The sequence below is a fragment of the Lysinibacillus sp. GbtcB16 genome, from assembly GCF_019091145.1.
In the GTDB taxonomy this organism is placed as follows: Bacteria; Bacillota; Bacilli; order Bacillales_A; family Planococcaceae; genus Lysinibacillus; species Lysinibacillus fusiformis.
Genome location: NZ_JAGXJV010000018.1, coordinates 1 through 18,183 on the forward strand (window position 1 = coordinate 1; position 18,183 = coordinate 18,183).

Below are 18,183 nucleotides of genomic sequence, written 5' to 3' on the forward strand. Positions count from 1 at the left end.
GCCTAGCATAATGGTTTCATCGCCTTCACCATAAGTACCAATGAGATTTCCAACAGCGTCAACCGTTACTTTCATGCCAGCCTGTTCCATATAAATGGTCACTAGCTCAATAGCCTGTTTTTCTACTGATGTAAAGGAGAAGCGATTAATCCCACCTGTAGCTTCATTGCAGCCGATTCGGCTTAAGTCTTGAAGATGTTGTAAGAGTCTACCTCCATTAATCATGACAATCACTCTTTCATCTGGAATTGGAAGTGGTACTGTCCTTCTCATAAGACCAATTGGTCATGAACCACCTCTAAATTATTATTGTACCCTTTGGCAATAGTGGGGTCGATTACTTTGCAATGAAAGTGGCGCATTTACCTGTTTCATTATCCGCCGCTTGTTGACCCGATGGACAATGGATAAATGTTTGTTGAACCTCGATTTCCTTATAAACAGTTCGAGCTTAAATAAATTATTATGACCCTTATCGTAGTGTGGCACATAGTTAATATTGTGAACGATCTTCATCACGTTTGATACGTATAATAATTTTGAAATAAGATAGAAAGAAGAACAACCACTACAATAGGAAATTACATACTGAGTGGACCTTTTGAGTTCACTCGCGTTATGCAAGAATGAAGCAAGGGGGTCAGGGATTGTTTAATGATTTTAAGATGGTGGATGATCGTCCTGTTTATGTGCAACTGAAGGATTATGTTCAAGATATGATTGTCAAAGGGCATCTGTTAGAACATCAAAAGCTTCCATCTACGCGTGAACTTAGTAAGCTATTAGCGGTTAGCAGAAATACAGTGCTGAATGCATATGCTGAGCTAGAGCAGGACGGCATCATTTACGCAGTGAAAGGAAAAGGGAACTTTGTAGGAAAGGTTACTACTTTGAAAACGTCCCCTATCGAACTTGACTGGAAAAATAGGCTGAATACAGCAACTTTGTTAGCAGATGAAATTGATTTAGTACGACAAGATATTCAGTGGCAAAAAGGGATGATCTCCTTTACTAGTATTGCTCCGGAAGAAAAGCTTTTTGATGTTGAAAATTTCAAAAGGGCTTTTCTTACACGTATGTCCCTTGAAGGCGATATTGTCTTGAATTATGGCTATGCAAAAGGGTATAAACCTTTAATTGATTATCTCCTTCGCTATATGGAAATGAAGGGTGTAGATATTTCTAATAAAGATATTTTAATTACTAACGGCTTTACGGAGGGACTCGATATTTTATTATCCTCAATAGCTAAAAAATCTGGGCGTGTTCTATGTGAAAACCCTACACATCACGCAGCATTGAAGCTTTTTCGTTTACATGGGCTAGAAATACATGGCGTTGATATGAGCGATGATGGCATTGACATGGAGCAGGTAGAAAAAATATTAGCCAAAATGGATTTTGATTTTGCCTATCTCATCCCGTCCTATCATAATCCAACAGGAATTGTTACCTCCTCTGAGAAGAGGAATGCTATTTTTCAGCTTTTTTCCAACTATCAAATACCTATCGTAGAAGATGGCTTTAATGAGGAATTAAGGTATTCAAGCTCTCATTTGGCACCACTAATCGCATTTAGTGGTTCAGGTAATAACATTGTCTATATTGGCAGCTTTTCTAAAATCCTTTTCCCAGGCTTACGTGTTGGCTGGATTTTAGCAGATAAGGAGCTAATTGCTAGCCTAGAAAGCATGAAAAGAGCGCGAACAATTCATACATCGACACTGGATCAGGCAGTGTTATATCAATATTTACAGGATGGTTATTTTGAAAAATATTTAAAGAAAGCAAGAGCTGTTTATAAGAAAAAGTATGAGCTTGCTCGTCAAGCCTGTATGGAGTACATTCCATTTTGCAAAATCACAGGGGATGGAGGACTTCATCTCTTTATTGAACTAGAAGAGGGCATAGATGCTCGCAGATTATTAGAAAAATGTTATGACGAAGGTGTGGTGTTCTATCCAGGAGATGTATTTTATACAAATGGTCTTGGTAAAAATACATTTCGCCTAGGGTTTTCCCGTTTATCAGAAGAAGATATTGTCCGGGGGATTCAAATTATTGGGGATACATTAAGAAATGATAGAAGGGGTTGAAAAGATGAAAGTGGGCGTAATTATGGGCGGTACCTCCTCTGAAAAGCAGGTTTCGATTATGACAGGGAAGGAAATGGTTGCTCATTTAAATAAACAAAAATACGATGTTGTTGAAATAGTATTGGAAGACCATCAAGAGGTAATAGAAAAAGTGCAAGGTATCGATGTAGCTTTATTAGCACTGCACGGTAAGTTTGGAGAGGATGGCACGATTCAGGGTGTATTAGAAACATTGGGTATTCCTTATACAGGAAGTGGTCTTCTAGCAAGTAGTTTGTGCATGGATAAAAATATGGCCAAGAAAATACTGCGCTATGAAGGGATCGCCACACCAGATTGGATGCATCTCGTAAAGGGCGAGGAGCTGCCATTACAGGACATAGAGCTGATGGGTTATCCGCTGGTCGTTAAACCAAATGCTGGTGGCTCTAGTGTAGGTGTTCAAATTGTTCATGATCGAAATGCCTTATTGACGGCTGTTGCAGAGGTATTGAAGTGGGATAACGAAATTATTATTGAGCAGTACATGATTGGTGACGAAATTACATGCCCAATCCTCAATGATAGGCTATTGCCAGTCCTTTCAATCAAACATACAGCAGTATTTTTTGACTACCAGGCGAAATATGATGATGCTTCTACAATAGAGGAGCCTGTGGAGCTCCCACTTGCGATTCATGACCGTGTGGCAAAGGCTGCTATGACCAGCTATAAGTCTTTAAAATGTAGTGTGTATGCTAGAGTAGATATGTTAATTAAGGAGGGCGTTCCTTATGTATTGGAGGTTAATACATTACCTGGCATGACCCAAAATAGCCTGCTACCAAAAAGCGCCTTTGCTGCAGGAATTAGCTATTCTGCCCTATTGGATAGCATTATTGATAGCTCCTTACAGATTGATAATAGGTAATAGAAAAAACACCTTTTGCTTTCCTACAAAAGGTGTTTTACTATCTTAAGATTTAGCTAATTCAATAAAGCCTTCTCCAAAAACATCCCTTACATCATGAATGGCAATAAAGGCATCCTTGTCGACTTCTTTGACAATTTTTTTGAGCTTTACAACTTCTTGCTTACTAATGACGATATACAAAATTTCTTTTTGTTCCTTTGTATAATAGCCATGACCGGAAAGTACCGTAACTCCGCGGTTCATATAAGCAGTTACCTGTCCAGCAATGTCTTCTGGGTTTTTAGAGATGATCGTAACTGCTTTTTTAGGATTAACCCCTTCAATAACGAACTCCATCACCTTAGTACCAACATAAAGCATGATTATTGTTAACATTAATGCCTCTGCACCGATGATAAAATAAGATGAAAAAGCAACGATTAAATCAAAGAATAAAAGTCCATAGCTAATACTCCAGCCAAGGTACTTGTTGGTGATTCTAGCTAAAATCGTAGAACCTGCCGTTGTACCACCGACTCTAATAATCAAACCAATACCAACCCCAGCAAATACTCCACCAAAAATCGTATTTACAATAATTTCATTTGAGGAAATCGACCAAGATTCTGTTAAATGTAAAAATAAAGAATGGAATGAGACCGCAATGATCGTATAAATGGTTGTTTGTCTATTTAGAAATTTATAGCCAACTAGTAGTAAAGCCGCATTCATAATAAAGCTGACAATACTCGGAGACCATCCGAAAAGATAATAGGCTATAATCGTTAAGCCCGTTACGCCACCTTCACCCAAATCATTTGGAATAACAAATAAGTTAACTGCCAGGGCAAAAAGCAGCGATCCAAGCATAATCATTAAAATATCTATTACGTATTTTTTCATTCACATAACACCACCATATCAAATTAGATTTTTTCTTAAATCCATACTATATCAGGTTTTCACCAAATGATATACTTTTTTTGTAATATTCATTTAGGATATATCGACCTTTTTTGTTTGTCTTTAGACCAAGAAGACCTTGACTAATTAGAATAAATATTTATAATAATCATAATACTTTTAAGGAGGATTATTAAAAAATGACATATTCAATGAGACTACGTTGCACCGTTTTGAACCAATAACTGAATAGGGTCAAAAACTCTGTTTGTGAAGCCAGAGTATAAGGGATAGTCTGTCCTTTTTTAATCATCTTCAATTGCGCAAGAAAGAGAACAGCTCACGCCTTTATTTAAAGAGGCTGCTTATTCTTTAATATATCCTAGTTACTTGGATCACAGGCAAATTGTCTGTGATTTTTTGTTTTATCCAATAAGGAGGAATAGATCATGCATATGCTATTATTCTTTTGATATGAGCTTTAACTAGAGGCTCGTATCGGTACCATAGCTATCGATACGAAATGAGTTAATTTCGGGAGGTAGTCATATGGAAAAAGTTTGCTTTGAATTAGAACACGTAATTGTAAATTATTTTGATAAAGAGATTTTAAACATTGAAAAATTAGCCATTCATCAATTCGATCGAATCGGTATCGTTGGGAAAAATGGCGCTGGAAAAAGTACATTAATGAAGTTACTTGCTAGCAAGGTTCAGCCGACAAGTGGGATGGTAAATAGTCATGTACAGTTCGGCTATTTTGAACAAATGGAAGCACCAACGCCTGTAGAGGCAGAGCCACAGTTATTAGGGAAATTAGCTATTCCAGTAAATTCTGAAGGACTCAGTGGTGGGGAACAAACGAGATTAAAGTTAGCTCATTTATTTTCTTTCTATGAGGAAGCACTGCTCATTGATGAACCAACAACACATTTAGATCAAGAGGGTATTTCATTTCTAGTGGATGAATTGCGTTATTACTATGGTGCGCTCGTACTAATTAGCCATGACCGTGCGGTTCTGAATCAATTGGTCACAACAATTTGGGAGATTGATGGGGGCACAGTAAACATTTATTCTGGCAATTATAGTAATTATGCTTGGCAAAAGCAGCTGGAGCAAGATCAACAACGTCAGGCGCATGACTTATACTTGAAAGAAAGAAGTCGTCTTGAACAAGCTGCCGAAGATAAAATGAAAAAGGCTGAAAAAATTACCCAAGCAGGTAACATGTCAAAAAGAGAGGCTCATGCAAAGCCGAACCGCATGTTTATGACAAAGTCCAAAGGGACAAGTCAAAAAAACGTACAACGTGCAGCCAAGGCAATAGAACAGCGAATAGAGAAGCTTCAGAAAGTAGATGCGGTGCAGGTAGACAGAAATATAGTTTTTCGACAATCGAAGGCATTGGAATTACACAATAAATTTCCGATTATGGCAGATCAATTCACTTTACACGTTCCAGGAAAAGTCCTATTGGATGTCGTAAGCTTTCAAATACCATTGGGTAAAAAAATTGCACTTGCAGGTAGTAACGGTTGTGGGAAAAGTACCTTACTACAACATATTGCAAACTATGGGGATGGGTTAACCATTTCCCCTAAGGCCAAAATAGGCTATTTTCATCAAATGGGCTACCAATTTAAAAGTGAGGAAACGGTCCTCCAATTTTTAAAAAATCGCTCTGATTGCGATGAAGGCTTTTTACGAAGCGTTCTAAGTTCCATGCAGTTTGTAGGAACTGATATACAAAAGGGTGTGAACTCTTTAAGCGGTGGTGAAGCGGTACGCCTCCAGCTGTGTTATCTGTTTTTAGGAAGCTATAATATACTGTTATTAGATGAGCCAACTAACTTCTTAGATATTCAAGCATTAGAGGCGCTAGAGCAATTTATAACGGCTTATGAGGGAACCATAATCTTCGTAACTCATGATAAAAATTTTATTGAAAATGTAGCAGACATACAATTTACAATAAAAAGTAATAAGATATTTTAACTGTAAAGATGCGATTCTACCATTAGGAGGAATCGCATTTTTTTATTAAAGTTTTAATCAAAGAGAGGGAAGAGGGAAAATTTGGCGAATGTGATAGATAGACACTATGAAAAGGATGATGATCGATGTTGAATACGAATGTGACGACTAAATTAAAAATCAAGCAGCCAGCTCATAAAGTTTTTGAAGCCATTATTTCTCCTACTGAAATCGGACATTATTGGTTTTCTAGTAGCTCTGAAAGATGGGCAGAGGGGAAGAGGATTACATTGAGATACGAGGAGTATAGCGCAGAAGGAATTATCTCAGTACTTGAAATAGAGACTAACAAAAAAATTGTATTTTCTTGGGGAGAGGAGCATGGTGAAGTGACGATTGTTACTATGACTCTTGAGGAATATCAAGGTGAGACAATCATAGAGGTAGTGGAATCAGGACTGAACGCACATGATCCGGAAATTGTGACGAAAATGATGGGTCAAAAAGAAGGCTGGATTTATACATTAACCTGTCTCAAAGGATACTTAGAAAATGGCATAAATACTTTAAGAGCTTCATTAATTCATTAGAGTAGTAAGATTTGATGACCTATTTTTGAGGTGATTTTTTGGATAAACGAATTTTTTCATTTTATATCATTTTGATCGCTGTTATTTCGTTATTTAGTCTGACGATTGTTTCTAATTTAATGCTTCAACAAAGTACAATAATGGATACTCATTATTACATTCAATATATGGCTAATTTATCGAGTGTTTTTCTAAGTTTATTTTTTTGGCTTCATTAGCATTCGTTTTATTTCTCAAGAAAAATCGATGACTAAATTCATCAATGCTTTGCTGAACATCCCTTTCTTACCTTCCGGGATGAAGGATGGGGGAGAATGGACATTACGGCTACAATTTGCTTCGAACCAATTTAGAAATTTCGTGTGCCTAGTTGTAGAAGTCATGCCACCTGAAGCTATAAATAGGGCAATAGCGCTCTGATTAAATCATTCATCTACAGCATAAAGGAGGGATTGGTATGAAAAAGTGGGTTTGGCTAACTGGTGGCCTTTTAGTATGTACAGGGTTTGTCATAGGCATTGTATTTTGGAAAATCCAAAAAGAAGTCAAGAAAGACGACCCTGAATATATTGTGCAATTTATGAAAGAGAATAAGGGCAATAAAAATGTTTCCATAGCGATACAATATAATCGCCAAAGCTGGGTAGAGCAGCATACAAAGGAACCACTGCCTTTAGCCAGTACGGTTAAAATAATCGTCGCTATCGCATATGCGCAACAAGCCGCAGATGGACATATTAATCCTCAGCAACAAGTTCGCTTAAGGGAATTAGAGACATTTTATATCCCAAAAACAGATGGTGGCGCACATGAAGCGTGGCTCGCGCAGTTAAACCTCAATGGCAAGGAAAGTGTGCCGCTGAGCGAGGTTGCAAAGGGAATGATTACTTATAGTTCTAATGCCAATACAGATTATTTAATGCATGTACTAGGGCTCCAAACTATTAATGAGGTTCTCACTCAACTGGATGTAAAGGGTCATGAACCCCTCTATCCAATCGCAAGTGCTCTCTACATCCCGATTCAATTGCTAGATGAAAAGAGTCTAACGAAAAAAGAAGTACTAGCGGCTTTAAAAGATATGGGGATGGCTGAATATCGAGAGCGGGCAATGGTTATTCATGAGAAATGGCTAGAAAAACCTTTAACAAAAGAGGAGAAAGCTCAGGCAATAAAAATGCTCAATATGGATGTTCAGAGGGTATGGTCTGATCGTTTAATAAGGGCTTCTACTAGTGACTACATTTCTATTTTAGAAAAGTTGAATAGTAAAAATTACTTTACAGAAGATGTACATAAATACTTAGATCCTGTGATGGAACAATTGATGCAAAACCCTAGGAATCAAGAATGGCTTACACATGCAGGTCAAAAAGGAGGGTCAACAGCCTTCGTATTGACACTAGCCGCCTATGCGGAAGATAAGGATGGGAATCAGACGGAGATAGCCTTTTTTGCTAACGACTTAAATACAATACAACAAATTAAATTATCTACTAGCATGAATAGTTTTCAATTAAAATTTCTTACAGACGAAAAATTTAGGACGCGTCTTCAAAGGGAATTATCTATGTAGTGAATGACCTTTAAAATGATCTATGTTCATCAAGTAATCTTTCAAGAAAAGCAGAGAATGTAGCTGCGTACTCATCAATCATATCATTCATTAGGTCATAACACATGACGGGAAATTCCCCATCTTTATCTTTTGCGGATAAATCGAAAAAATAAAGCTCATCTGCGTCTGGGACAAATAAGTCCAATCTATTTGGATATTTTCTGTACCAATCTTCATCAGCCAAGTTCAGACGGTGAATATAGAGAATGTCGCTATCGCCGATATCTCTGTATTCAGGTTGACTGACCGTCAGAATGTTTCCTCCATTTAGTCGGGCATTGCCATAATTCATTAACCACCAGCAATAAGAGGGCGGTAATTGAAATCCTAGCTCTAATTCTGCTTCGGCTATCCAGCTATCTTTTACATTGCATTCGGGATGCCACTTAATCGATGTGGTATGAGCTAGCTTTTTTATTAAATTCTCATACATCAAAAAACCTCACTTTTTCATAATGATATTTAAAGAGCGCCCTTGTAGTTAAGGTAGCTAGAATTCGTACATTCCTTCGACTGTCTGCATACTATACGTTTATAATATGTGAGAGGATTGAGATCAATGCATTACCCTTATTATCATAATTACCCCGTGTATAACTATGGCTACCACCCTGTTTATTGGGCTTATCCAACACAGCTAGAGCAGGGGACCAGAAGTAATATGCGGAGAGATTATGGACCAGAGCCATTCGTTGTGGACATAGAGGACGTTACAAAGCAAAACAGAAATTACCGCACAGCATTATGGACAGGGTCAAACTTACAAGTAACTGTGATGAGCATCGATGTAGGTGATGATATTGGCTTAGAAGTGCATCCGCATGTCGATCAATTCATTTGTATTGAAGAGGGTAAGGGAATTGCCCAAATGGGACCGACTAAGGATTATTTAAACGTTCAAAGAAATGTTTCTGAAGATACGGCCATCATGGTACCCGCAGGGACATGGCATAATATTACGAATATAGGAAATGAACCATTAAAGCTCTACACGATTTATGCGCCTCCCAATCATCCATCTGGGACTATTCATGTGACGAAGGCAGATGCAGAGTCTGAGGAAGCGGGCTATGGTCAAGAAAATTAAAAATAAAAAGCGTGTTTTATTAAACATGCTTTTTTCTCGATATATGGTAGAATGTTTTTTAATTGCAGATAATAAAGGTCCTTAATTAATGAAAGAAGGTAATGAATGATGAAATATTCAAAAGCAACAAACTATGCGTTACATACAATGGTATTTTTAACGCATACGCCTAAAGGAAAATCAATGAATGTTGAGACACTAGCAGACATGCAGAAACTATCTCCAACCTATCTTTCAAAAATTTTAACAAAGCTTGTAAAGGCGGGGTTAATCGAATCAAATCCAGGGGTCAATGGAGGTTATCGCATTTCGAAGCGCCCTCAAGAAGTTTCCTTTTTAGATGTGATTTACGCAATCGAGGGACAAACCTCATTATTCAGCTGTTCCTCTGACCACGAGGATTCCTTTCATAATGAAGGTTGTCTCATTGAGCAAGTAATGGTGGATGCTGAGAACAATATGAAAGAAGAGCTAAGTAATAAATTGATTATTGATATTGCTCATGAAATCGATAAAAAAATGAAGTAGGCGGCTAGAATGTTGAAATGGATGGATAAGAACTAGGGGACTCTAGTTCTATTGTTATTTCAATTGCATAAGAGCCCCAAAGTATTGCTGTGCGGTTGTGAAACAAATAAATGCCAGTAGTTCACTGATTTCAGCCTCTGTTAAATATTCTTTTAAGACAGCGGTGACATAGGGTGCGGTATGACCTTTAGTCACTAAAAATGCCTCAGCAAAACCTGTACAAACGGCTGTTTTCTCATCGTAATGTTGAGGGTCAGGTATACCTTTCGCCTGACAATATTGACAACCATTTTTTTGTGCTAATGTTTTTCGGACCTCTTCTTTTAAATGTGCAGATAAATGACCGTCCTTTTCGACCGTTTCTCCTAATTGTAACCAATGCGACTGTATTTCCTCGTTATAGCCTAGTAGTTGTTGAAATGGCGTTAAGCCCTTGTCATATAAATGAATGAGTGTCATTAATGTTCCCTCCTATAATTAGTGTAAAATATGAATGGCCTTGTTCACATACCAATTCGAAGGGAAATATTTTCTTTCTCCTTTAAAATGAAGGGAATTTTCTACAATGGATTTCATTAATGAAACAATACTAACAGAATTGAAAAAAGATAGCCGAATTTCTATGAGTGAGTTAGGCAGAAGAGTACATTTATCGGCCCCTGCAGTTCGTGAAAGGGTACGACATTTAGAGGAACAGCAAGTTATAAGGAAATATACATTAGACATTAATTCAAAGGCGCTAGGCTTTCCCATTGAAGCTATAATAGAGGCAACAATTAAAAATAATCGCTATGCAGATTTTAAAGAACATATCCTGACATTTACAAACGTCAATTTTTGCTATCGAATATCAGGAGAGGCTTGTTTCTTATTAAAGGCTCATTTTCAATCTTTTTCTGATGTAGAGCAATTTATTGATGATTTACAGCTATATGCACATACAAAAACCAATTTTATCTTTTCTGATATATGTGAGGACTTATAAAAAAGGGGATCTTTATGGAAATCAAATTATTTACGGGTGAAATAGATGACTTAGTCCATTTACTAACTCAAAATAAATGGATTTACCACACCAATCAGCACGTAAAAGAAGAGAGCGTTCGAGCAGCGTTCGCAAAGGGATATTATGAGAATGATCGTGAAACATATTGGATAATGGAAAATGGAAATAGAGTAGGAATTATCTTTATTCATGATATCAGTGACACCATCCCACTGTTTGATATCCGCCTACATACAAATTGTAGGGGGAAAGGATATGGCGTAATGGCACTTCGATGGTTACAAGAGTATCTATTTGAGGTAAGGGGTAAGATTCGTATTGAAGGCTATACAAGAGTTGACAATATAGGGATGCGGAAATGTTTTAGCAAAGCTGGTTTTGTGAAGGAAGGCTATTTACGAAATGCCTGGGAAAATGAAGATGGCACAGTGACCGATAGTATTGTCTATGGTGCTATTAAAGAAGATTGGGTTTTAGGAAATCCAACGCCTATTAAAATAGATTACGTTCCATTTTAAGGAGACAAGCATGAAGAAAAATGTATTAAACGCTCTAAGGCAATCTTGGTCGGCCCAATCAAGTTCTAAATGGAGCGTTGAAAATCCTGCAAAAGGACAATGTGGTGTTACCTCTCTAGTGGTGCAAGATATACTTGGCGGGGAAATTAGGAAAACACGTTTGGATGAAGGCTGGCACTTTTATAATGTAATAAATGGAGAGAGAATAGATTTTACGGAAGAGCAGTTTTCATCTAAAATTGATTATCAAGACATTGATTCGAATAGGACAGAGGCCTATCAGGATACAAATAATGCTCAATATAGCTGTTTAAAATCACAAGTTAATAGACATCTAGTAAAAGCAGAGGGATAGATTCCTCTGCTTTTTCAAATTAATAAAACAAAGGTGTTGACGTTTAGGAAAGAGGCATGTTATTATTATCTCGAATTCAAGATAAATAAATTCAAGATAAATGAATTCAAACCTTTAGCTTTCGTAAGGAGGTACAATAATGGGTTTTTGGAATAAATTATTTTCTTCAAAAAAAGAGGAGGAACAAGCAATGGCAGAATTAAATATCGGTATTATTATTGGATCAACACGTGAGGGACGTGTAAGTCCTCAGGTAGCGCAATGGGTAAAGGAAATTGCAGATCAACGAGGAGATGCAAACTATACAGTGATTGATATCGCTGATTATAAATTGCCATTATTAGGAGAGCCAGGGCAAGATGCTTCAGGTGCACAGGCTTGGTCAGAAGTTATTGCTAAACAAGATGGATTTGTGTTCATCGTACAAGAATACAATCACTCTATTACAGGCGCTCTAAAAAATGCACTAGATTATTTACGTGTTGAGTGGAATAACAAAGCAGCAGGTATCGTTTCATATGGTTCTGTAGGTGGTGCTCGTGCAGCAGAACATTTACGTGGCATCATGGGTGAGCTTTTAATCGCAGATGTACGTGTTCACCCTGCATTATCATTATTCACAGATTTTGAAAATGGTTCAGACTTTAAACCACAAGCTGTACAAACTGATTCAGTCAATCAAATGTTAGATCAAGTAATCCCATGGTCAAAAGCTTTATACACTATTCGTTAAGCTTACGCGTTTGAGATAGGACGAAATTGGATAAAGTATGGGAGAGAAAAATTAGTCAGGAAAGGGCATGTTAACATGAAAAAACATACAGCAGGTATTCACCATATCACAGCTATTGTAGGCCATCCACAAGAGAATATTGATTTTTATGCAGGTGTATTAGGCTTGCGTTTAGTGAAACAAACAGTAAACTTCGATGATCCTGGCACATATCATTTATATTTCGGTGATGCAGGTGGGAAACCTGGAACAATCATTACATTCTTCCCTTGGGCCAATGCTTATCAAGGGCGTATTGGTGACGGTCAAGTTGGTGTCACAACGTATGTTGTACCAGAGGGGGCACTACCATTTTGGATTAATCGTTTAGCAAAATTTTCGATTCCTTTCCAAAAAGCTGAACGCTTTGGTGAGCAAGTCATTCAGTTCGATGATCCGCACGGTCTGCATATCGAACTCGTTGCGCGTTCTGCAGGCGAATTAAATAACTGGACATTTGGAGAAGTAACGCCAGAGGTTGCCATTAAAGGATTTGGTGGAGCTACATTATATTCTAGCCACCCTGAAGAGACTGCAAAAGTTTTAACAGAGGTAATGGGTCTTGAAAGAGTAGCGACAGAGGGTGACTATACTCGTTTTAAATCTAATGCGGAGATTGGCAACACAGTTGATTTAAAAGTGGTTGTAGGACAACGTGGACAAATGGGTGTAGGGACGGTTCACCATATTGCGTGGAGAGCACAAGATAATACGGATCATTTAGAATGGCAAGAGTATGTTATGAATCATGGTCAACATGTAACGGAAGTCAAGGATCGTAATTATTTTAATGCGATTTATTTCCGTGAACCTGGTGAAATTTTATTTGAAATTGCTACGGATCCTCCGGGATTTGCTCATGACGAAACAATGGAGACGATGGGAAGCCAATTAATGTTACCATCTCAATATGAGCAACAACGAGAGCAATTAGAAAGTGCATTAATTCCGATTAAAGTACGTGAGCTTGACTAATATATAGAATCTACTTAAATCAATGCGAAATGTTGAGAACTCAACATTTTCGCATTTTTTTGATCCGGCGCCATCCTCATCAGCCGTTGTGCGCACGGGCCATGGCATCTAAATAATTTTGACTAGCGCGCTGACTAATTTCAGCATTCGGCACAAAGACATCAAAGCAATGAAAGCTACCAGGATAGAGATTCATCTCAACATCTACTCCTGCTTGAGCAAGTCGTGCTACATAGTCGAGGGTTTCATCTCTGAATAAATCAAGTTGGCCTATACATGTGTAGGTAGGCGGTAGTCCTGCTAAGTTATCTGCTCTTGAAGGAACCGCATATGGAGAAAGTTCATGGGTGTCCTGTTCTTCTCCTAAGTACATACGCCAAGCGGTCAAATTATTTGTTCTATTCCAAGTTGCGTGACTGTCAGTAATTTCATAGCTAGAAGGTGTTTCATTTCGGTTATCAAGCATTGGATACAGTGGCATCTGGAATATAATCGCGGGCCCTCCTTTATCGCGAGCCATTAATGCTAGAGCTGCTGTTAGCCCTCCGCCTCCACTTGCACCAGCAATTGCCACTCGTTTAACATCAATGCAGAGTGATGGAGCCTCAGCTGTCATCCATACTAACCCTGCATAACAATCTTCAATCGCGGCTGGATAAGGATGTTCAGGAGCAAGTCGATAATCAACAGAAACGACAACGCAGTTAGCGGTCTGAACAAAACGTTCACATAGAAGATCATCCATATCGGGGTGTCCCATAACAAAACCACCACCATGAATCCAAAGCATAGCTGGAAGTTTATCGTTGCTCCGTTTAACGGGTTCATATATTTTAACTAGCATTTCACCTCCATCACCTCTAGGAATTGTACGATTAGTTGTAAATACAAGTTCTGACTCCTCTAATGGTGATTGGGCTAAGAGACGACGACTCCACTCTAAATCTTCGTCTAGGCGAAAGCCTGGAAATTGCGAGTAAGCCTGCGTTAATTCAGGTAAGATTCGGTCATTGATTGTCATATAAATCCTCCTTTAAAGTAACAAAATTTTAAATAAATAGATGTCCTGCTACAGCCATTTCCGCCTCCCATTGGGCAACTTCTTCACGCACACGAGGAGCCACTTCAGTTCCTAGAAGTTCTATAGCTTGCATGACTTGATCATGTGGCATTGTACTTAAAGGTACGTATAACATAAATCGTGTGATCCCTACATGTTTACGAAGATGAATAATTTTCTGAGCAACTGTCTCTGAATCACCTACATATAATGCTCCTTCAAAACTACGTGCAGCATCATAGCTAGAACGATCATAATACGGCCAACCCCGTTCTTTGCCCAGTTTATTCATGCCTGTCTGTGTAGATGGGAAAAATGTATCTGCTGCCCACTCGTTATTCGGGCCAACGAACCCTATCGAATGGGAGCCTACCTGAAGCTTAGATAAATCATGACCTGCATGAGCAGCAGCTTTTTTATAAAGTTGTACGATTGGAGCAAACTGCATAGGACTGCCACCGATGATTGCTAGCATAAGTGGTAATCCTAAAAGACCTGCCCGAATGGCTGATTGTTGATTTCCTCCACTACCAACCCAAATAGGTAAGGACTTTTGAACAGGTCTTGGATACACACCTAAATTATTGATCGCCGGTCGATGCTTTCCTTCCCACACTACTTTTTCTTCCTCACGAATTTTAAGTAATAAATCTAAATGCTCTTCAAATAGTTCATCATAGTCATTTAAATCATATCCAAATAACGGGAAGGATTCGATGAACGACCCACGACCTGCCATAATTTCCGCACGCCCATTGGAAAGTCCATCTAAAGTAGAAAAATCTTGATAGACGCGAACCGGGTCAGCTGAAGAAAGGACAGTCACCGCACTTGTAAGTCGTATTTTTTCCGTTTGTGAAGCAGCGGCGGACAACACCATTGCAGGGGAAGATGCAGCATAGTCTTCTCGATGATGCTCGCCAATGCCGAATACATCCAATCCTACTTGATCGGCAAGAATAATTTCTTCAACCACTTCACGCAAGCGTTGGGCATGACTAATCACTTCCCCACTATGAACATCTGGTTTTGTTTCTACAAAAGAGGTAATTCCTATTTCCATTTGTCTTTCTCCTTGTCAAATTATTGTTTTGTAAAGCGTAGAGTCGTTACCCAAAAAAGAATTGCTAGAGCACTAATTGAAGCTCCGAGGAAAGAAATCCCTTCCCAGCCAAAGTGTGCATATATTTGAGTAGAAGCAATGGAGCCACTTGCACTGCCAATGGAATAAAAAATCATATATCCGGCAGTAAGTCGACTTCGTGCCTCTGTACGTAATGGAAGAATTATCGCCTGATTCGTAACATGTACGGCCTGTACAGCTAAATCTAGCAATACGATTCCTACAATTAACGCAAATAACGATTGCTCTAGATAGCTAATAAACAACCAGGAAAATAGTAATAGTGCTAATGCTATACCTGTTGTTCTTTGTGCGTATCCTCGATCAGTCAATTTCCCTGCTCGGGCCGCTGCCAACGCTCCGGCCACTCCAACAAGACCAAAAGCACCAATTACGCTATGTGAAAGGGCCAACGGTGGTGCACTAAGTGGAAGAACAAGTGATGTCCACAAAATACTGAAATCAGCAAAAATTAACATGGCTAGAACGGCACGGATACGTAAAGTTCGTTCTTGTTTTAATAAAGTGAACACAGATTTAATGAGCTGATGGTAGGTGAGTGATTTTACTTCGCGCTCCACTGTAGGTAATACCTTTACAAACAAACAGACCATGATGAGCATGAAGGCAGCAGAGAATAGATAGACAGTACGCCATCCTGCAAGGTCAGTTAATAGTCCTGCGAAGGTACGAGCAAGCAGTATGCCAATGACAATCCCACTTGTAACAATACCAACGACGCGTCCACGCTTAGCTGGGGAAGCGATGGTTGCTGCAAATGCTACAAGCGTTTGTGTCACAACTGCAAGTAAACCTACTAAAGCCATGCCTGTGAAAAGAACTATGCTATAAGAAGCGGTACCAACTATAACTAAAGCAGTTGTGGATAATAGCATTTGACCAATAATCAAACGTCGCTGATTAAGTAAGTCCCCAAGTGGCACTAAAAGCAATAGGCCTATCCCGTAAAAGATTTGCGTGATTGTAATGACAACGCCAATAATCGACGGATCAATATTAAACGCAATAGACAGCTGATCTAGTAGCGGCTGTGCAAAATAAATATTGGCGACTGACATTCCACAGGCTGCTGCGAATAAAAATGTGACAGCGCGTGGCATGGACGACGGTAGATTCATCGCAGGTGCATCCCATGTCTGTCTAAGATCTTCGTCCATCTTATATCCTCCAGTCCATATAGAATTTCATTATAACGTACCGAACGGTACAATATAATTATTGGTAAATATATCTTACCGTTATTGATAGTGTCAAGTGTTTTTTGTATTTATTTTTACCTTCTTACTGAAAATAGAGTAAAATTGACAATGGAACCAGCTGATTATACAATGATTACATACTGTTTGGTATTTTAATTTTTATATAGTTTAAATGGCGAATTCTACTACAGTGGAGGTGATTTTATGGCAAGAACCCGTGAATTTGATGAAGAAAAAGTTTTAGAGGCTGCCATGCAGTTATTTTGGGAGAAGGGATATGAAGCTACTTCTCTAAGTGATCTTACTTCAAGAATGGGCATTCAACGTCCAAGTATTTATTCAACCTTTGGGGATAAAAAAGAGCTATTCGAAGCAGCACTGCGTAGATATACGACATCTAGAGCAGCTGATATACGGGCTAGACTTCAAAGTCATGTTTCTGTAAAGCAGTCATTTGCTACTTTTTTTGAAGAAGTGATTCAAGCTGAGTATATGAAAGATCTTAGTAACGGTTGTTTTTGTATTAATACAATGGTTGAACTCGCTCCTCATGACGAAAGATTTGAGATTTTAACGAGGGAGCATCAACTTTATTTAGCAGTTATTTTTCAGGAGACCATTGAGCGAGGAGTCCAGGCGGGGGAGCTTGAGGCTGACACGGATGCAAAATCACTTGCACAGGCACTCATTGTATCGTTAATTGGATTAACTGTTATGATGAAATCACAGCCACAGCGTTCATTCGTTGATAATGCAATAGCCACGACTCTGACATTACTTAAATAAAATTTTAAACTAGTAAAGGAAAAAATATGAATGTCCATGTAACCCTTTAAAAATAATAATTTAAAGGGTTTTTTTGGGTTATTTTTCCATGATTAAATTCAAATCACATATCTATAAAGCTCTACATAAAATAAATTTATACTTCTTTACAAGCCCAAGCATCAATCTCGACCTTTATGGCCGGAGCAGCCAGTGCCACTACGTACAGTAAGGTTGTACATGGAAGATGTCCTTGTAAAAAATCATCCATTATTTCTTTTCGTTGTTGAGCATTCATATCGCCTACCAAGTAAAACACGAGCTTTGTAATATCTTGAATCTCCATATTGGCATGATCAAGATTTTTCCGAATATTATCTAGTGCTATCTTCAATTGGGCAACCGGATCCTCAGAAATTGACCCATCTATCTCCATGCCAATTTGCCCGGATAATGTTAACCATCTGTTTGGTCCTGTTACTTCGATCTGATGTACATAAGGGGCTACCGGTGGATGAATGTTTTCTGGATTTCTACTAATTTTCATTGAATCCATCTCCTTCTCTATTATTCATTTTCATCTCTCCATTAAAATAGCATAGAGTAATCATAGATAAAAGTAGTACAAATACCATTATAAATGAACTTACAAATTGGATATGTCGATACAAAGGGTTATAATAGATTCATAAAATATA

20 protein-coding genes and 1 pseudogene are annotated in these 18,183 nt (G+C 38.3%); 13 read left to right on the plus strand and 8 right to left on the minus strand.

What is annotated here, in order from left to right:
* Nucleotides 1–273 (minus strand): annotated as a pseudogene (locus tag KVT27_RS22290) (hypothetical protein); the annotation flags it as partial.
* A 353-nt stretch (nucleotides 274–626) separates the two neighbouring features.
* Between KVT27_RS22290 and pdxR the strand changes: the two are divergent.
* Both pdxR and KVT27_RS22300 read left to right on the plus strand, forming a co-directional pair.
* Nucleotides 627–2,096, plus strand: a complete 1,470-nt coding sequence (gene pdxR, locus KVT27_RS22295; protein ID WP_217581963.1) for a MocR-like pyridoxine biosynthesis transcription factor PdxR — start codon at nucleotides 627–629, stop codon at nucleotides 2,094–2,096.
* 4 nt (nucleotides 2,097–2,100) lie between these two features.
* The gene (locus KVT27_RS22300) at nucleotides 2,101–3,006 is read left to right on the plus strand and encodes a D-alanine--D-alanine ligase (protein ID WP_036121469.1); all 906 of its coding nucleotides are present in this window, start codon (nucleotides 2,101–2,103) and stop codon (nucleotides 3,004–3,006) included.
* A gap of 45 nt (nucleotides 3,007–3,051) precedes the next feature.
* Here the strand turns inward: KVT27_RS22300 and KVT27_RS22305 are convergent, their stop codons facing one another.
* Nucleotides 3,052–3,891: a YitT family protein gene (locus KVT27_RS22305; protein ID WP_036121467.1), complete on the minus strand. Its 840-nt coding sequence runs from the start codon at nucleotides 3,889–3,891 to the stop codon at nucleotides 3,052–3,054.
* A 549-nt stretch (nucleotides 3,892–4,440) separates the two neighbouring features.
* Between KVT27_RS22305 and KVT27_RS22310 the strand changes: the two genes are divergently transcribed.
* From KVT27_RS22310 to KVT27_RS22320, 3 genes are all read left to right on the plus strand, one after another.
* Nucleotides 4,441–5,889 carry an Msr family ABC-F type ribosomal protection protein gene (locus KVT27_RS22310; protein ID WP_036148057.1) on the plus strand — a complete coding sequence of 483 codons (1,449 nt, stop codon included), beginning with the start codon at nucleotides 4,441–4,443 and terminating at the stop codon, nucleotides 5,887–5,889.
* Between the two features lie 125 nt (nucleotides 5,890–6,014).
* A complete protein-coding gene (locus KVT27_RS22315; protein ID WP_036121463.1) occupies nucleotides 6,015–6,458 on the plus strand; it encodes an SRPBCC family protein in 444 nt (147 codons plus the stop codon).
* 457 nt (nucleotides 6,459–6,915) lie between these two features.
* The gene (locus tag KVT27_RS22320) at nucleotides 6,916–8,034 is read left to right on the plus strand and encodes a serine hydrolase (protein ID WP_217581964.1); all 1,119 of its coding nucleotides are present in this window, start codon (nucleotides 6,916–6,918) and stop codon (nucleotides 8,032–8,034) included.
* A 10-nt stretch (nucleotides 8,035–8,044) separates the two neighbouring features.
* Here KVT27_RS22320 and KVT27_RS22325 read toward each other — a convergent pair whose 3' ends face one another.
* Nucleotides 8,045–8,509 (minus strand): SMI1/KNR4 family protein, encoded by a 465-nt coding sequence (locus tag KVT27_RS22325; RefSeq protein ID WP_150906638.1) that lies wholly within the window; start codon nucleotides 8,507–8,509, stop codon nucleotides 8,045–8,047.
* Nucleotides 8,510–8,635: 126 nt separating this feature from the next.
* Here KVT27_RS22325 and KVT27_RS22330 point away from each other — a divergent pair, with 126 nt between their 5' ends.
* Together KVT27_RS22330 and KVT27_RS22335 are read left to right on the plus strand one after the other, a co-directional pair.
* Nucleotides 8,636–9,163 (plus strand): cupin domain-containing protein, encoded by a 528-nt coding sequence (locus tag KVT27_RS22330; protein ID WP_036223716.1) that lies wholly within the window; start codon nucleotides 8,636–8,638, stop codon nucleotides 9,161–9,163.
* Nucleotides 9,164–9,268: 105 nt separating this feature from the next.
* Complete coding sequence (locus KVT27_RS22335) at nucleotides 9,269–9,691, plus strand: Rrf2 family transcriptional regulator (protein WP_081937084.1); 423 nt, start codon at nucleotides 9,269–9,271, stop codon at nucleotides 9,689–9,691.
* Between the two features lie 54 nt (nucleotides 9,692–9,745).
* Here KVT27_RS22335 and KVT27_RS22340 read toward each other — a convergent pair whose 3' ends face one another.
* Nucleotides 9,746–10,150 carry a carboxymuconolactone decarboxylase family protein gene (locus tag KVT27_RS22340; RefSeq protein WP_036121456.1) on the minus strand — a complete coding sequence of 135 codons (405 nt, stop codon included), beginning with the start codon at nucleotides 10,148–10,150 and terminating at the stop codon, nucleotides 9,746–9,748.
* Nucleotides 10,151–10,256: 106 nt separating this feature from the next.
* Between KVT27_RS22340 and KVT27_RS22345 the strand changes: the two genes are divergently transcribed.
* The 5 genes from KVT27_RS22345 to KVT27_RS22365 all read left to right on the plus strand — a co-directional run bounded on the left by KVT27_RS22345 (nucleotide 10,257) and on the right by KVT27_RS22365 (nucleotide 13,317).
* The gene (locus KVT27_RS22345; protein ID WP_036121455.1) at nucleotides 10,257–10,676 is read left to right on the plus strand and encodes an Lrp/AsnC family transcriptional regulator; all 420 of its coding nucleotides are present in this window, start codon (nucleotides 10,257–10,259) and stop codon (nucleotides 10,674–10,676) included.
* A 14-nt stretch (nucleotides 10,677–10,690) separates the two neighbouring features.
* On the plus strand, nucleotides 10,691–11,215 hold the full coding sequence (locus KVT27_RS22350) for a GNAT family N-acetyltransferase (protein ID WP_217581965.1): 525 nt from the start codon (nucleotides 10,691–10,693) through the stop codon (nucleotides 11,213–11,215).
* A gap of 10 nt (nucleotides 11,216–11,225) precedes the next feature.
* Nucleotides 11,226–11,570 carry a YunG family protein gene (locus tag KVT27_RS22355; protein ID WP_150906640.1) on the plus strand — a complete coding sequence of 115 codons (345 nt, stop codon included), beginning with the start codon at nucleotides 11,226–11,228 and terminating at the stop codon, nucleotides 11,568–11,570.
* 139 nt (nucleotides 11,571–11,709) lie between these two features.
* Entirely contained in the window at nucleotides 11,710–12,303 is a 594-nt protein-coding gene (locus KVT27_RS22360; protein WP_042737428.1) for an NADPH-dependent FMN reductase, read from the plus strand.
* 75 nt (nucleotides 12,304–12,378) lie between these two features.
* A complete protein-coding gene (locus KVT27_RS22365; protein WP_036121451.1) occupies nucleotides 12,379–13,317 on the plus strand; it encodes a ring-cleaving dioxygenase in 939 nt (312 codons plus the stop codon).
* A 79-nt stretch (nucleotides 13,318–13,396) separates the two neighbouring features.
* On the opposite strand, the gene KVT27_RS22370 is transcribed toward KVT27_RS22365, so the two are convergent.
* Genes KVT27_RS22370 through KVT27_RS22380 form a run of 3 tightly spaced genes read right to left on the minus strand, consistent with a single transcriptional unit; the run spans nucleotide 13,397 to nucleotide 16,639 of the window.
* Nucleotides 13,397–14,338: an alpha/beta hydrolase gene (locus KVT27_RS22370; protein WP_217581966.1), complete on the minus strand. Its 942-nt coding sequence runs from the start codon at nucleotides 14,336–14,338 to the stop codon at nucleotides 13,397–13,399.
* A gap of 28 nt (nucleotides 14,339–14,366) precedes the next feature.
* Nucleotides 14,367–15,440 carry an LLM class flavin-dependent oxidoreductase gene (locus tag KVT27_RS22375; RefSeq protein WP_217581967.1) on the minus strand — a complete coding sequence of 358 codons (1,074 nt, stop codon included), beginning with the start codon at nucleotides 15,438–15,440 and terminating at the stop codon, nucleotides 14,367–14,369.
* Nucleotides 15,441–15,460: 20 nt separating this feature from the next.
* A complete protein-coding gene (locus KVT27_RS22380; RefSeq protein WP_254636241.1) occupies nucleotides 15,461–16,639 on the minus strand; it encodes an MFS transporter in 1,179 nt (392 codons plus the stop codon).
* A 285-nt stretch (nucleotides 16,640–16,924) separates the two neighbouring features.
* On the opposite strand from KVT27_RS22380, the gene KVT27_RS22385 reads away from it, so the two are divergent.
* Complete coding sequence (locus KVT27_RS22385; RefSeq protein WP_150906647.1) at nucleotides 16,925–17,506, plus strand: TetR/AcrR family transcriptional regulator; 582 nt, start codon at nucleotides 16,925–16,927, stop codon at nucleotides 17,504–17,506.
* A gap of 136 nt (nucleotides 17,507–17,642) precedes the next feature.
* Here KVT27_RS22385 and KVT27_RS22390 read toward each other — a convergent pair whose 3' ends face one another.
* Complete coding sequence (locus KVT27_RS22390) at nucleotides 17,643–18,032, minus strand: RidA family protein (RefSeq protein ID WP_036121441.1); 390 nt, start codon at nucleotides 18,030–18,032, stop codon at nucleotides 17,643–17,645.
* Nucleotides 18,033–18,183: the final 151 nt, after the last annotated feature.

What these genes read in the sequence shown, in the direction of transcription:
- KVT27_RS22340 (WP_036121456.1), bottom strand. Translation starts at nt 10,150, where the DNA reads ATGACACTCATTCATTTATATGACAAGGGCTTAACGCCATTTCAACAA.
- KVT27_RS22355 (WP_150906640.1), top strand. Translation starts at nt 11,226, where the DNA reads ATGAAGAAAAATGTATTAAACGCTCTAAGGCAATCTTGGTCGGCCCAA.
- KVT27_RS22365 (WP_036121451.1), top strand. Translation starts at nt 12,379, where the DNA reads ATGAAAAAACATACAGCAGGTATTCACCATATCACAGCTATTGTAGGC.
- pdxR (WP_217581963.1), top strand. Translation starts at nt 627, where the DNA reads ATGAAGCAAGGGGGTCAGGGATTGTTTAATGATTTTAAGATGGTGGAT.
- KVT27_RS22300 (WP_036121469.1), top strand. Translation starts at nt 2,101, where the DNA reads ATGAAAGTGGGCGTAATTATGGGCGGTACCTCCTCTGAAAAGCAGGTT.
- KVT27_RS22380 (WP_254636241.1), bottom strand. Translation starts at nt 16,639, where the DNA reads ATGAATCTACCGTCGTCCATGCCACGCGCTGTCACATTTTTATTCGCA.
- KVT27_RS22305 (WP_036121467.1), bottom strand. Translation starts at nt 3,891, where the DNA reads ATGAAAAAATACGTAATAGATATTTTAATGATTATGCTTGGATCGCTG.
- KVT27_RS22320 (WP_217581964.1), top strand. Translation starts at nt 6,916, where the DNA reads ATGAAAAAGTGGGTTTGGCTAACTGGTGGCCTTTTAGTATGTACAGGG.
- KVT27_RS22310 (WP_036148057.1), top strand. Translation starts at nt 4,441, where the DNA reads ATGGAAAAAGTTTGCTTTGAATTAGAACACGTAATTGTAAATTATTTT.
- KVT27_RS22315 (WP_036121463.1), top strand. Translation starts at nt 6,015, where the DNA reads ATGTTGAATACGAATGTGACGACTAAATTAAAAATCAAGCAGCCAGCT.
- KVT27_RS22335 (WP_081937084.1), top strand. Translation starts at nt 9,269, where the DNA reads ATGATGAAATATTCAAAAGCAACAAACTATGCGTTACATACAATGGTA.
- KVT27_RS22330 (WP_036223716.1), top strand. Translation starts at nt 8,636, where the DNA reads ATGCATTACCCTTATTATCATAATTACCCCGTGTATAACTATGGCTAC.
- KVT27_RS22360 (WP_042737428.1), top strand. Translation starts at nt 11,710, where the DNA reads ATGGGTTTTTGGAATAAATTATTTTCTTCAAAAAAAGAGGAGGAACAA.
- KVT27_RS22350 (WP_217581965.1), top strand. Translation starts at nt 10,691, where the DNA reads ATGGAAATCAAATTATTTACGGGTGAAATAGATGACTTAGTCCATTTA.
- KVT27_RS22370 (WP_217581966.1), bottom strand. Translation starts at nt 14,338, where the DNA reads ATGACAATCAATGACCGAATCTTACCTGAATTAACGCAGGCTTACTCG.
- KVT27_RS22385 (WP_150906647.1), top strand. Translation starts at nt 16,925, where the DNA reads ATGGCAAGAACCCGTGAATTTGATGAAGAAAAAGTTTTAGAGGCTGCC.
- KVT27_RS22375 (WP_217581967.1), bottom strand. Translation starts at nt 15,440, where the DNA reads ATGGAAATAGGAATTACCTCTTTTGTAGAAACAAAACCAGATGTTCAT.
- KVT27_RS22345 (WP_036121455.1), top strand. Translation starts at nt 10,257, where the DNA reads ATGGATTTCATTAATGAAACAATACTAACAGAATTGAAAAAAGATAGC.
- KVT27_RS22390 (WP_036121441.1), bottom strand. Translation starts at nt 18,032, where the DNA reads ATGAAAATTAGTAGAAATCCAGAAAACATTCATCCACCGGTAGCCCCT.
- KVT27_RS22325 (WP_150906638.1), bottom strand. Translation starts at nt 8,509, where the DNA reads ATGTATGAGAATTTAATAAAAAAGCTAGCTCATACCACATCGATTAAG.